Genomic DNA, 13,182 nt, shown 5'->3' with positions numbered 1-13,182 from the left:
GGAATAAACTTCGCGGAGTACCACTCGATGTTGGATCTACAAGCCATGCGTGAGCGTGTCAAAATTATCGAAAGCAAGCGTGAATCGCTGCTGAAGTTGTTAGAGCAACCTAATTTAGGAACGCTCAGAATCGATGTGAACCAGGCAATCGAAGAAATCGACGATTTATTGGATGAGTTCAAACGAACGTTTCCTGAAAGCGGCGTGGCTTAACAACTGAATAGAAGATTGCTAATTACTTCACCTCTGTTTAAGGTCTATGGCAAACACTTACACAATCGAAATCAATCACCAGGGTAACACCTACCATCTGACAGCACCCGACGATCAAACCGTTCTGGCAACGACCCAGGCGGCAGGTCTAGATCTGCCCACCTCCTGTGGGGCAGGGGTCTGCACTACCTGCGCCGCACAACTGCTAGAAGGAACTGTAGAACAGGGCGAAGGCATGGGCATCAGCCCAGAGTTGCAAGCCAAGGGATATGCATTGCTATGTGTAGCGTATCCTCGCTCTGACCTGAAGATAGAGACAGAAAAAGAAGATATTGTCTACCATCTACAGTTTGGGCAATTCCAAACATGATGCATTTCTAGGACGTTGCCCCATGATGACGACCCGATTTGTTGCGATTGAGCTAGATCTAAAAACGCCAACGGCAGCCTTAGAACAGGCGATCGCCACTGAGTTAAGTCACTTTGGCGAACCGCTCCGCTGGGCGATTACTCGGGTCGATAAAGAGCAACAAAAAGTCCAGATCGAAGCTGTAGTTACAGTTGCCAGCCGTTTAGATGTCATCCCTTCTACATCTGTGGTAACGATTTGAACGCGCGTCCTTATACGGTGGTTTTGGTGGTGCCCACGGGAGTTGGTGCAGCCATGGGTGGGTATGCAGGCGATGCATTACCCATTGCCCGGGCGATCGCTCAGGTTGCCGATCGCCTGATCACTCACCCCAATGTGCTCAATGGTGCGCAGCTATATTGGTCATTGCCCAATGCCTTTTATGTCGAAGGCTATGGGTTAGACCAGTTTGCTGCCGGTAAATGGGGCTTACGACCTGTCCATCAAAATCCCATTGGGTTAGTTCTTGATCAGGCGATCGAACCCGATTTACGGCTGCGTCATCTTCAGGCTGCCGACGCGGCACGAGCAACGCTGGGGCTCAATCTAACCGATTATGTCGTAACCGATGCTCCCTTAGGGGTGGAACTGCGAACCGCAGACTCTGGCGCAACCTGGGGTACGATTCAAAATCCAGATAGCCTTTTGCGAGCAGTCGAAACGTCAATCACTCAGGCAGGGGCAAAGGCGATCGCCGTTGTTGCCCGATTTCCTGACGACGATATTGGCAGCATTGCTTTGCAAAACTATCGCCATGGGCAGGGCGTTGATCCGTTAGCCGGAGCCGAAGCGGTCATCAGCCACTTAGTTGTGCGCACCTTTCGGGTTCCCTGCGCCCATGCACCTGCACTGATGCCGTTGCCGCTTGATCCAGAACTGTCCCCCCGTTCCGCTGCCGAAGAATTGGGTTATACCTTTTTGCCATGTGTGCTGGTTGGGTTGAATCGTGCCCCTCAATTCGTTACGACGCCTCCGCTTCAACTGGGCGATATTTGGGCAGATCAAGTGGATGCGATCGTCGTTCCAGATACTGCCTGTGGTGGCAGTGCTGTTTTGAGCTTGAGCCAATCGGCTACCCAAATTATTACCGTTCGAGAAAACACCACTCGAATGAAAACACAACCCGACGATCTCGGAATTCGAGCTTTACGAGTAAACTCATATTTGGAAGCGTTAGGAGTCCTGGTTGCCCACCGTTCGGGCATCGATATCCAGGCGCTCAGCCCTCATAGCCATTCTATTCAACCTTTAATAGCTAGTAGCTAATAGCTGTTAGCTGTTAGCTACTAGCTAACGGCGATCGCAAATTTTATATAACGTTACAAATTACGGCTTAACGGCTCATTTCTTCCCGTTTCACTGTACTGACCGAATCCCCGTCCATATTTTCTAACCCTTATTTACCTCCTCATACGTTGAACTTTTTATTAAACCGTGAATGATCCATCTTCTAATCAGCCTCCTGTCGATTCGTTGAATCGTGTGCAAATTCTTGCCGCCATGGGCATTACGGCGATCGCTTTACTGGTCGTCTCTCGTCTGTGGTTGTTGTTCGCCAATATTCAACCTTTAGCCTTCACCTGGACGAGCCTCTCCGTGCTGATGGGCATTGGTTTGGGGCTTGGCATTGCGGCTGCCAGTGCCCTGGCCTACTACACCTGGGAGGCATATCGCCAAAGTGCCGATTTCTATTTAGAGTTAGTCCTAAAACCATTGGTCTGGTTCGATTTGATCTGGCTGGGGCTATTACCCGGATTGAGCGAAGAACTCTTATTTCGAGGGGTGATGTTGCCAGCGCTGGGGTTGAATGCGATCGCCCTGTTACTTTCTAGCATCTGCTTTGGAATTTTGCACTTCAGTGGTTCTCAGCATTGGTCGTACGTCATCTGGGCAACAATCATTGGGTTGATGTTGGGCTACAGCGCACTGTTGACAGGTAATTTGCTGGTTCCTGTTGTGGCGCATATCACAACCAACCTGATCTCTAGCCTGGTTTGGAAACTGAAAACGAACGTTTAGGATGACAAATGAATGAACCTGCAATTTGTGTCGAACACCCGACGGCTTCGCTGTCGAGCGCTTAAGTAAGAATTGTGGAACTGCAGTGTAGGGATGGCGCAGCTCTGCTGCGCCATCCCTACGAACTACAGCTGCTTCAAATCGTGTTATGCTGAATGTGACCTGGACCTACGCGATTACAACGCCCAAACTTTGTCAGGACCGGAAGGTAGCAGCAATACGGGATGCTTGTGATAGGCGTAGACTCCGGGTCTTTTTGTATGGACACGGTGAGCCGCACCTCAACCTCCCTAGCGCTACATCAGGGAGTGTTCGTGTTGCCTCAACGATTAGAACAGCGGAACTTTATTAAATCTCACTTTTTTGAGCGCGCGATAACTTCGCCATCGCGCTCAAAACCAATGACAGGGTTATTGATTTGTGATCCTCACAGGCGATCGCTATCCCTTTTGCCCAGTCCACACTATAGCGGCGTGCAAGTTTGTTCAGGACAGAAACGGTGTTGTGGGGCGCTCCGCGCCCCACAACACCGTATTGAATCAACCTGCATAGCGCTATATAACCGTCGAGGGGTTAAACCAGGAGGTTGTGAGAACCCGCGCTCCGCGCGGGTTCTCACACAATTTAGACGTCTCGACGGTTGCTTTAGAGTCCGATTTGTATCGTAGAAGACTCTAAAGAGAAGATTAAAATCCAGCAAGTTTGTCGATAACTATTTGTAAACTCATATTAAGAATGAGTACAAATACTTAAAAAAGTCTGAGGTCGTTTCATGTGAAACGGCACCCTTTCTGCTGACAAATAAAATTATATGCAGAAGATTACTGTTGAACAACTGTTAGAAGACTATCGTAAAGGCAGACGCGATTTTAGTGATCTAGACCTATCTCAAATCAATTTATTTGAATGCGATTTTCAAGACATTGATCTGCGAGGCAGTGACCTGAGTTATTCCTATTTGCCCTATGCCAACTTTAGTCGGTCAAACTTAGAAGGAGCCATCTTAAAAGGGGCTGAACTGAGCAATGCTCGTTTGCATTCTGCTCGGCTGGCGGGGGCAGATCTGCAATTTGCCAATTTATCGCGCACCAATCTGTGTCATTGCAACTTTCGGCAAGCCAAGATGCAAGGAATTAATTTTCAAACGGCGGATTTGCGCCATGCCGATTTGAGTGATGCCGACCTGAGAGACGCCAATTTTTCGGGTTCTAATCTAGAACAAACGCGCTTTACTGCCGCTAAGATTGGGGGCTGCAATTTCTCGCGAGCAGTTTATGCCAACCTCTTAGACGCCGAGTATGATGCCTCAACCATCTTTCCCGATGGACATCGCAAATAAGCGATCGCCACGCACTTCATCTGATTCCTAGCAGATGGATATTGTAAATGAGCGATCGCCAGATTTCTTCTGTAGTGGCGGATCTTTGGGGATTGATTGAGATTACAGATCTCTGGGATGCAGAAAATATAATAAAGGCATTCCTCCACTACATAATTCTTCCACTACCTAACAGAGGTCAGCTTATGACGGTTGCCCTTCCCATTAAAACCATTGAGCTATCCCCGGGTAGCCATGTTCTGATATCAGGAGTGACTTGGGAGCAATATGAGGAATTGCTAGAAGAACAGGGGGAGGAGCGCAGCGTTCCCCGGATTAACTACTGCAACGGAACCCTGGAAATCATGTCGCCCTTGCCAGCTCATGAACGCCCCCATCGCATCATTGCCGATATTGTCAAAGTAATTTTGGATGCTCAGAATCGGGACTGGGAAGATTTTGGCTCAACCACGTTTAAGAAACCTAAAAAAGCTGGATTAGAACCCGATACCTGCTTTTATATCCAGAATGCAGAACGGGTGCGATCGCTCATGCGAATGAACATGAACGAAGATCCACCGCCAGATCTGGCAATTGAAGCCGATGTCACCTCAACAACAACTCTAGAAGCCTATGCCGTCTTGCAGGTGCCAGAAGTTTGGCTTTACGACAATAACAGGCTAAAAATTAACCTCTTACAAAACGGAGATTACCAGGAATCAGCAACCAGCTATACCTTCCCCAATTTACCAATTTGTGACTCAATTCCCCGATTAGTGAAGCAGGCATTTCAACAGGGAACCAGCACCATGCTACGGGATTTGAGACAACGAATGCAGGCAGGAGGACAACCATGATAGTAAGGGCTCCTCTCTATCAAAGTCAGCCAATCCGTAGTTTTGGAAGCGCAGTATCGCTGCGCTTCCAAAACTAAACTTTTACTTGAATGCCAGGAGGCGGACTTGAACCGCCGACACGAGGATTTTCAGTCCTCTGCTCTACCAACTGAGCTATCCCGGCGAATGGCACTGCTACAAAATTCTACACGAGTCTGGTCGAAAAATACTGAGAATTTTTAGCCAGGAACTTGCGCAAGAAATTTGACGCTTAACTAAGCTAACAGAACTTGTGTAATCTTTGCAAGTAAAAATTTTAGAGTGGGCGAAATATCTCTAATTTTTTCTGAGAGAGCAACGGCTTCGCTGTTACTCTCTCAGAAAAAAAGGCGTTGCTGATGTTGGGGATGAATTTGAATGTGAAACCGAAGGTTTCACATTCAAATTCATCCCGCTATTAAGCAATGCCGAAAAAAATGACGGGTTTATTCAGATGTGTTTCTCAGAAACCATGCGGCTAGATCGGGCGGAGTCGCGTCAGTTTCAGGTTAAAGCTGCCCATCCCCTGCCCTGCATAGGGGCGAACTCGCAAAATGTAGTCCCCGGCGTTACTGATGCGGGCAAACAAAAGTGAATTGGTGGTGCCATCAGGCCCATCATCGTTTTCCCCCATGGTTGAACCATCGGGGGCGATCAGGGTAACAATGGTGTCAAATTCATCGGAGGTCAAATCAATCACAACTTGATCGCCTCCTTCCAGGGTTACCAGATAGTCGCGGGCAAACCCACCAAACCCGGTTGGGATATCTTTCTCGGTTAAGGTATCTGTAATTTCGTTGCCAGCCGGTAGCCGAACTGGATTGTACATCGCTTGAGCGTTTGCGCTCAGCGCACTCATGCCAATTGTCAGTGCGGTGAAGGGGATGAGGAGGGGAAGACTGAGCTTGGATGGCAAAACTCGATTGATATGCATGAAAGCCCCCAACAAGGTTTTAGTTGCGATTAGAATCTCGTCAATTATGCCTTATTTTTTTCTAGGTCGCTTGAATATCAATGGTTTGTTAAGCCGTTGCTGGCTAAAATGAATCGTCTCCGGTCAGTTCTGCTTCCATGGTGTCTGCGGTATCGAGCACCGCATATAAGGCAGATTGGAGGGCTTCGGCATCGCTATTGGCATCAATCCGGGCGGCAAAGACGGCAAGCGATCGCGTTTCGTCACTAAAGGTTTGCCATGCACCTAAGCCGAGGGTGCTGCTGTTTTCTAATAAGCGGTTGGCGACGGGTGCGGGTAAGGCTCCTGTGGCTAAATAGGCGGCAGAGGTGATTTCTCGAATTTCTAAAGACCCTACCATCGTTGTTTGGGAGCTAATCCAGGCGACCTGGGTGCGGGTGCCATCGGGCGATCGCATTAGTACGCGGTAGTCGCCATTGTTATCAATTTCATAATCCAGGTCTAATTCTTCCAGGGCAAGTTGAACCCGTGGATCGGCGGCTAAGGTGGCAACGCTATGACCTGGATCGGAGGTGATTGGTTTGGCTTGAGCGGGGTTGCTGGTGGGGATGGCGATCGCCAGTAAAGTAGCAGCAGATAGGGTTAAGAGTTGGATACGGCGGTGCATGGGGATTTCTCCTGGGATGAAGAAAATAGAAATCGGATGTATTTCATCCTATTAATCAATACGTCTGAAATAGTGAAGCCTATGCATCAGTCTTGTGGTTCTTTTGACTACATCTTCATCGCTTATTTCTCCGTGCCATGACGCATTAAACTAAGGGTCTATCCGAAACATCAATTTTTGTGAGCTGATTGACTGACAGATCTTTGTAAGGATCGTGGATTAATGGACTGTCTGCGCCGCAAGGGATGCGGAGTCGTTGGGGTTTAGAGTGAATTGTGGCAATCGATTTGATTCAGGAGACTGGCGCTGTGAAATTCACAACCTGGATGCTGCTGTTATTGGTGTTGATTGGGATGATCTGGAGCAGCGGCTTAGGGCGATCGTCTTTGGCACAATCGGCAGATCCTTTAGCAGGGGTGCGGGTGGTGGATCTGACCCAACCGCTCACTCTTACCATGCCCATTTGGTCAGGTGATCCGGCGATCGCCATTCAACCCTGGGCAGAGTATGCAACGGATGGGTATTTCATTAACCGCTTGACCATTGGCGAACATAGTGGAACCCATTGGGGTACACCCAATACGTTTATTGCGGGGGCGACGTCTGCTGATCAGGTGCCGGTGGAAAAGTTGTTGCTGCCTGCGGTAGTGTTCGATAGTCGCGATCAGGCAAAGCAAAATCCAGACTATCGCTTATCGGTAGCAGATATTCAAGCCTGGGAAGCCAGCAATGGCAAGGTGCCGAGTGGCAGTATGGCGATTTTGTGGACGGGTTGGCAAGATAAATGGACGGACGCGATCGCCTTTTTTAATGCAGATGCTGAGGGAACCTATCATTTCCCTGGATTTAGTGCAGAGGCGGCAGAGTTTTTGGTTCGCGATCGCCAGATTGCTGGGTTAGGGACGGATACGCACGGGGCAGATCCCGGCAATGATGAAACCTATGGCGCAAGTTATGCCATCTATGCCGCAAATGGCATGATTTTGGAATGTTTGGCTGGGTTAGAGCAACTGCCGCCAGTGGGGGCAACGTTAATCATTGGAGGGCTACCGATTCAGGGTGGGTCGGGCAGTCCGGCACGAGTGCTAGGGTTGGTGCCGAATGAGTCGCCAGCACGTTAAGATGGCGATCGCAGAACGAACGGGTTTTCGCATCAATCGCGATCGCCACGAGTATAATCGCCAGGAGTATAGTTGTAACAAAGTCCGGTTAGCTTGGCTGATCAACTGTAACGGTTAGACTATTGAGCTCGCTTTGGTGAATCATCCGATTGTATTGTTTCCTCAGGAATGGGAATTTAATAACTCCGGTGATTTGTTATACGGGCGAACGGCCGTTCGCCCCTCCAAACGATTCAATATTCGATCTTATTTAATCCACGATCCTCAGCAAACGTTGAATGCAGGCGTCCCCTATTTCTGATTCTCCTCAAACTCCCGTTTTGCGCCCTTATCAGGTAAAACTGATCAAAGATCTCTACGATACGCTGGGTCAGGGATACACGCGGGTTGCCGTGATTGCGGGTACCGGAGCCGGAAAAACTGTAATTGCCGGACAAATCTGTGCCCACGCTGAGTCGCGGGGCTGTCGTCTGCTATTTCTTGTGCATCTGGATGTGTTGGTGGGGCAGACCTACGACAAGATGAAGTCGTTTGGGTTGCATTGCGGTTTTATTAAAGCGGGCTGGCGGGAAGACCCATCTGCACCGATCCAAATTGCCAGCGTCCAGACCATGATGAAACGCACCTGGTGGTGCAAGTGGCATGCTGACGTGGTGCTGTATGACGAGGGGCACACAACGATTTTTAGCCAGGTGGGGCAAAAGCTGTTGTATGAAACCCATCGGCAATCGGTTCATTTAGCTCTGACGGCTACGCCCTATCGGCTGGGAAAGGGACAGTTAGGCGATCATATGCAGACATTTGTGGCGTCACCCGTGCCTTCTGTGCTTCAGCAAATGGGCTTCTTGGCACCCATGAAATATTACGGCATGCCTGCGGAAGAACAAATTGATTTGTCAGAGGTGCGTACGGTTGCCGGAGATTTTGACGAACGGGATTTGAAAAATGCCTGCGATCGCCCTGAATTGATCGAACGCATTGTTCAGGAATGGTTTCGCCTCACCCCCGATCGCCGGACGATCGCCTTTTGTGTCGATGTAGATCATGCCCGTCACGTTGCCGATGCCTTCCGTATGGCAAATATTCCGGCGGGTGTGGTGGATGGCAGTACCGCAATTAAAGATCGTCAGCGACTCTATACCGATCTGCGCTTGGGGAAACTGCTGGTTCTAACGTCCTGCAACGTGATTAGCATCGGCTTTGACGAACCCAGTGTGGAAGTGGGCTTATTGCTGCGGCCAACTCAATCTAAAGCGTTGCACCATCAGCAAATTGGGCGGGTAATGCGGATCTCGCCCCACACAGGCAAAACCCACGGCACGATGCTCGATCAGGCAGGCAATCTATATCGGCTGGGATTTCCTGAAGATCTGACGGAATACAGTCTACCCACCAGTCGCAAATCTGGGGAACCGGGAGCAGCCCCAAAGAAATTGTGTCCGGCTTGCAGCATGGTGGTTTATGCCTCGGTTATGGTCTGTCCGGGCTGTGGTCATCAATGGCTGATCGAAGCACCCCAGATTCATACCGAAGATCTGGTGGAAGTGCTCAACGAATCTCGCGAAGTCCCCACCGTTGATACTGCCCATGAGATGCGGCAGTTTTTTCATGCCCAACGGCGCAAGTGTTTTCGGGAAGGGGCAGCACCCAATTGGGCAATGCGCATCTGTTTTGAGAAGTACAATATTCTGCCGGAAGATTCCTGGTGCCTGGGTTCCACGTTTGGCGCTAATCCAACTCTGGCAGAAAAACATGCGTATAAACGGTATTTAGCAGCGATCGCTCAACGTCAGGGCAAGTCGATTTCCTGGGTGATCAGCGAATTTCAAAAAGAGTTTGGCAGTCAAAACTGGCAAGAAGTTTTTCTCAAAAACTAATGGGGCAGAAGGGAACGGTAATCCCGTCACGAGTTTGTAGGACGACCGGGCTGTGAAGTTCTAATACAAGAATTCACCGAATTAAAAACTGTATTTTACGATACAGAAACGAAGTGATTTTCAAAAAATGAGGGTCGTCATTACCCGCGAACGTAATCCTATCCGACATGACTGAATAGTGGCATGGATTTGACCGTGAAACCAAGGTTTCACGGTCAAATCCATCCCCAAGATCAGCAACGTTTATGATCGTTCGCTCTGGTTTTGCTAGCCCATTGCCGCATCGTCTCGCATCAACCGCTATCACTTGGAGCAACCGACCGTGACTTATAGCCTTCCCTGTTCAACGTCAGAACCACTCGCCTCATCTTTTGCCATTCGTTCGACTGCTCAGACCTATGACACGCGATCGGTTGCTCATCTGCAAGCAGGCTACTGGGTACAACTTTTAGAACTGCCCAGTCCCTTTAGTTTTGATGAAGCGTTGCTTCTCTGCCCCTGTTCAGATGACCATTGGCTGGTCTGGATTCCCGATCATGGGGAAATGACCTTACATATTCGTCAGTTTTGCGCTCGAGGCTAACTCAAACCCTGCCTCCTTCCTCTCAATTAGGAGCAGAGCTTAAAGACCTGTCGAGTCATCCTGAAAAAGTAATGATTTTGGGTGGCGCGGGCTTTGCCCGCGCCACCCAACATCATTAGATCCCTTGCAGATTAGTTTGGGCGGGGGCGAAGCCCCCGCCCAAACTAATGCCAAACCCTTAATTTGCAATCCACCGTAGGGGCAGGTTTTGCCGAAACGCTGACTGTAAACCGTTCAATAATTTGCTAAACCTGCCCTTACAAAGATCCGTCAGTCAATCAGGTTTGAGAGGGGGATCTAGACGTGTGTTTCTCTTCCTTAAGACGGAGATTTTACTAAATCCATGATCCCAGCCTGATTAACTCGTGAAAATATCAACGTCTTCGGATAGTATTCGTCACCCTACGATTAATCGTATTTTTACGAGATAAGTGAAAGTGAGTTGCTCATCTAAAACAAATGGGTGTCTGTCCAGCCCATTGGCAAGGGTCTAGAGGTCTGGGTAATGGTTGGAAAATGCTCACTCAGCCAGCATTTCCGCCATCAACAGACGGCGTCGGAAGGCAATCGTAAGATGGAAAGCAACCCTACACTTTGCCACATAACTTTTGAGAGGATGCAAACTCATGATTTCTAATCAACGCAAAGGGCAACTCGTAATTATTGGTGGGGCAGAAGATAAGGAAGACAAGTGTACGGTCTTGCGAGAGTTTATTCGCTGTGCTGGTGGCGTGAAAGCTCATATTGCGGTATTGACAGCAGCAACAAGCCTTCCTAGAGAAGTCGGCAATGACTACATTCGAGTGTTTGAACGGTTGGGTGTGGAATCTGTAGAGGTGATTGATACAGAGCGACGGGAAGATGCCGATCGCCCAGAATCGTTAGAAATCATTCAGAGAGCATCGGGAATTTTCTTTACCGGGGGTGACCAAGCGCGGATTGTGGAATTTATTAAAGGCACACAGCTCGATGCAGCGATTCACGATCGCCATGCAACCGGAGCCGTGATTGGCGGAACGAGTGCCGGAGCTGCCATGATGCCGGATGTGATGATTGTAGAAGGGGAGTCGGGTACCAATCCACGGGTGGAAGTGGTAGAAATGGGGCCGGGAATGGGCTTTTTGCCCGGTGTCGTCGTCGATCAACACTTTGCCCAGCGGGGGCGGTTGGGGCGATTGCTGACGGCATTGCTAACCCAGCCAACAGTGCTGGGCTTTGGTATTGACGAAAATACAGCGGTCATTGTCGATGGCGAAGAATTTCAGGTGATTGGGGAAGGAGCAGTTACGGTTGTCGATGAGTCGCAAACCACGTATAACAACATCGATCGTTTGCTGAAGGATGAGCCGCTGTCTGTATTTGGTGTGAAGCTACATATTTTGCCGCAGGGATATCGCTTTAATTTAAGTACTCGACAACCGATCGCCCCCTGACCGTTAAGGCGATTTTTCACCCAGAGTTTACTTGGTCGGTTGCCCTTCGACTTCGCTCAGGGCGCGTGCTGGTTGAGCGGAGTCGAAACCAGCGGGGAATTTGTTTTCTAGAAATCTCCTGAGGTCTGATCTCTAGAGAAAGGATGGTTCGTACCCAAAGGGCACGAACCATTCATTCTCGTGTGGGTGCCTATGGGTGCCAGTGTGGGCGGGGTGGATCGGTTTGGGCAATCAAGATTCCGTTGGAAATCACATAATGTACGGTTGCGCGGCGACGAATGGCGTCATATCGACTGTCGGCATCTAAAACGATCAGATTGGCTGGCTTACCCACCTCAATGCCGTATTGATCGTCTACTTGCAACGTCTTGGCAGCATTCCAGGTCACCATGTCATAGCAGGCATCGATCTCCGTGGTTCCCGTCATCTGACAGACATGCACTGCCATACTGGCAACATCTAACATATTGCCTGTCCCTAACGAATACCAAGGATCTTGCACACAATCATGCCCCAGGCTAACGTTTTGTCCTTGCTGCCAGAGTTCTTTGACCCGAGTAACGCCGCGCCGTTTGGGATAGGTATCGGCACGCCCCTGAAGGGTAATGTTGATCAAGGGGTTGGCGATGAAATTGATCGCTGTGCGTTGTAAAAAGCCCATGAGTTTAAATGCATAGGCATTGTTGTATGACCCAAAGGCAGTGGTATGGCTGGCTGTTACCCGCGATCCCATGCCTGTTCGAATGGCATTTGCCACGATCACTTCTAAAAAGCGCGACTGGTCATCATCAATTTCATCGCAATGGACATCGATTAATCGATCATACTTTTCTGCTAAAGCAAAGATGTGATGAAGCGATCGCACACCATCTTCACGAGTCAACTCATAATGAGGGATGCCGCCTACGACATCGGCTCCGAGCTTCAAGGCTTCTTCCATCAGCTCTTGATTGTGAGGGCTGCCATAGATGCCATCTTGAGGAAACGCCACAATCTGCAAATGAATCCAATCTTTGACCTGCTCTCGGGCTGCCAATAGACCTTGCAGAGCAATCAGATTTTTTTCGCTGACATCGGCATGAGACCGCACAAATAACACCCCCTGCATCGCTTGTTGTTGCAGTGTGGCGATCGCCCGTTGAGTGACATCGTCGAGGGTGAGAGATTGCTTGCGATCGCGCCAGATTTCGATTCCTTCAAACAACGTGCCCGATTGATTCCACCGGGGATCACCGGCGGTCAGGGCAGAATCGAGATGAATATGGGACTCCACAAACGGTGGGCTGACCAGTTGACCACGGACATCTAATTCTCTCTGGGCAAGCTGATCAATATGGGGATCAATTGCCACAATCATGCCATTGGCGATCGCAATATCAACCGTTGCTTCTGATACACCCGCAGGATTTAGCAAACGGCAATGACGTAAGAGTAAATCGTAAGACAGTAAAGCCATAATTCATCTCAATTTCAAGCCAATGCAAAGTAATTGTAAAGCATGGCTTTATTCTCAATTTGACCCAGTTTTTTATCAGTATCTTTTAGGAGAAGGTGCAAGAAATATATCAGAAGTCTATCTAATCTTTAAAACTGGACTGAGCGATGTGGAAAGGATATTGCCCCTCCCTACCCATCCTCTCCGTAAAATCACGATAGATAGGAAAAGCGTTCGTTAGGCTACTGAATTTATCTTGCGTAATCCTGGATTCTGGATAATAGGCTTTTTATTTGGATTTCAGGTGCGTTCTACCAAA

Annotated in this window: 15 protein-coding genes, 1 tRNA gene and 1 other RNA gene; 13 read left to right on the top strand and 4 right to left on the bottom strand. The window is 49.1% G+C overall.

Features of this window, described 5'->3' with window-relative positions; genetic code table 11:
* Positions 1-27 precede the first annotated feature (27 nt).
* The 8 genes from ACR6Z4_RS22580 (at position 28) to ACR6Z4_RS22545 (ending at position 4,816) form a co-directional block, all read left to right on the top strand.
* Positions 28-213, top strand: coding sequence for a hypothetical protein (locus ACR6Z4_RS22580; RefSeq protein ID WP_479719582.1), 186 nt, complete (start codon positions 28-30; stop codon positions 211-213).
* A 46-nt stretch (positions 214-259) separates the two neighbouring features.
* Positions 260-583, top strand: a complete 324-nt coding sequence (locus tag ACR6Z4_RS22575; protein WP_479719581.1) for a 2Fe-2S iron-sulfur cluster-binding protein — start codon at positions 260-262, stop codon at positions 581-583.
* A 22-nt stretch (positions 584-605) separates the two neighbouring features.
* Positions 606-824, top strand: coding sequence for a hypothetical protein (locus tag ACR6Z4_RS22570; RefSeq protein ID WP_479719580.1), 219 nt, complete (start codon positions 606-608; stop codon positions 822-824).
* Positions 821-1,888: a DUF3326 domain-containing protein gene (locus ACR6Z4_RS22565; RefSeq protein ID WP_479719579.1), complete on the top strand. Its 1,068-nt coding sequence runs from the start codon at positions 821-823 to the stop codon at positions 1,886-1,888. Before ACR6Z4_RS22570 ends, ACR6Z4_RS22565 begins: the two co-directional genes overlap by 4 nt.
* 168 nt (positions 1,889-2,056) lie before the next feature.
* Complete coding sequence (locus ACR6Z4_RS22560) at positions 2,057-2,641, top strand: CPBP family intramembrane glutamic endopeptidase (RefSeq protein ID WP_479719578.1); 585 nt, start codon at positions 2,057-2,059, stop codon at positions 2,639-2,641.
* Positions 2,642-2,800: 159 nt separating this feature from the next.
* Positions 2,801-2,897, top strand: an RNA gene (gene ffs / locus ACR6Z4_RS22555) — signal recognition particle sRNA small type.
* Between the two features lie 555 nt (positions 2,898-3,452).
* Positions 3,453-3,980, top strand: a complete 528-nt coding sequence (locus ACR6Z4_RS22550) for a pentapeptide repeat-containing protein (RefSeq protein ID WP_479719577.1) — start codon at positions 3,453-3,455, stop codon at positions 3,978-3,980.
* A gap of 185 nt (positions 3,981-4,165) precedes the next feature.
* Complete coding sequence (locus tag ACR6Z4_RS22545; protein ID WP_479719576.1) at positions 4,166-4,816, top strand: Uma2 family endonuclease; 651 nt, start codon at positions 4,166-4,168, stop codon at positions 4,814-4,816.
* A gap of 90 nt (positions 4,817-4,906) precedes the next feature.
* Here ACR6Z4_RS22545 and ACR6Z4_RS22540 read toward each other — a convergent pair.
* The 3 genes from ACR6Z4_RS22540 to ACR6Z4_RS22530 all read right to left on the bottom strand — a co-directional run bounded on the left by ACR6Z4_RS22540 (position 4,907) and on the right by ACR6Z4_RS22530 (position 6,414).
* Positions 4,907-4,979, bottom strand: a tRNA-Phe gene (locus ACR6Z4_RS22540).
* Positions 4,980-5,312: 333 nt separating this feature from the next.
* Entirely contained in the window at positions 5,313-5,768 is a 456-nt protein-coding gene (locus ACR6Z4_RS22535) for a PPC domain-containing protein (RefSeq protein WP_479719575.1), read from the bottom strand.
* A 103-nt stretch (positions 5,769-5,871) separates the two neighbouring features.
* The gene (locus ACR6Z4_RS22530) at positions 5,872-6,414 is read right to left on the bottom strand and encodes a hypothetical protein (protein ID WP_479719574.1); all 543 of its coding nucleotides are present in this window, start codon (positions 6,412-6,414) and stop codon (positions 5,872-5,874) included.
* Positions 6,415-6,722: 308 nt separating this feature from the next.
* On the opposite strand from ACR6Z4_RS22530, the gene ACR6Z4_RS22525 reads away from it, so the two are divergent.
* The 5 genes from ACR6Z4_RS22525 to ACR6Z4_RS22505 all read left to right on the top strand — a co-directional run bounded on the left by ACR6Z4_RS22525 (position 6,723) and on the right by ACR6Z4_RS22505 (position 11,428).
* Complete coding sequence (locus ACR6Z4_RS22525) at positions 6,723-7,535, top strand: cyclase family protein (RefSeq protein WP_479719573.1); 813 nt, start codon at positions 6,723-6,725, stop codon at positions 7,533-7,535.
* Positions 7,516-7,653, top strand: a complete 138-nt coding sequence (locus ACR6Z4_RS22520; RefSeq protein ID WP_479719572.1) for a hypothetical protein — start codon at positions 7,516-7,518, stop codon at positions 7,651-7,653. The genes ACR6Z4_RS22525 and ACR6Z4_RS22520 overlap by 20 nt, the downstream gene beginning before the upstream one ends.
* Before the next feature lie 160 nt (positions 7,654-7,813).
* Positions 7,814-9,412 carry a DEAD/DEAH box helicase gene (locus ACR6Z4_RS22515; protein ID WP_479719571.1) on the top strand — a complete coding sequence of 533 codons (1,599 nt, stop codon included), beginning with the start codon at positions 7,814-7,816 and terminating at the stop codon, positions 9,410-9,412.
* 322 nt (positions 9,413-9,734) lie between these two features.
* Positions 9,735-9,995: a hypothetical protein gene (locus tag ACR6Z4_RS22510; protein ID WP_479719570.1), complete on the top strand. Its 261-nt coding sequence runs from the start codon at positions 9,735-9,737 to the stop codon at positions 9,993-9,995.
* 626 nt (positions 9,996-10,621) lie between these two features.
* Positions 10,622-11,428, top strand: a complete 807-nt coding sequence (locus ACR6Z4_RS22505) for a cyanophycinase (RefSeq protein ID WP_479719569.1) — start codon at positions 10,622-10,624, stop codon at positions 11,426-11,428.
* 190 nt (positions 11,429-11,618) lie between these two features.
* Here ACR6Z4_RS22505 and codA read toward each other — a convergent pair whose 3' ends face one another.
* Positions 11,619-12,884 carry a cytosine deaminase gene (gene codA, locus ACR6Z4_RS22500; RefSeq protein ID WP_479719568.1) on the bottom strand — a complete coding sequence of 422 codons (1,266 nt, stop codon included), beginning with the start codon at positions 12,882-12,884 and terminating at the stop codon, positions 11,619-11,621.
* Positions 12,885-13,182: the final 298 nt, after the last annotated feature.

The organism is Calyptranema fuscum S582, from assembly GCF_055793305.1.
The sequence above is the reverse complement of the archived record's forward strand: the minus strand, read 5'-3'. Positions and strand labels throughout refer to the sequence as shown.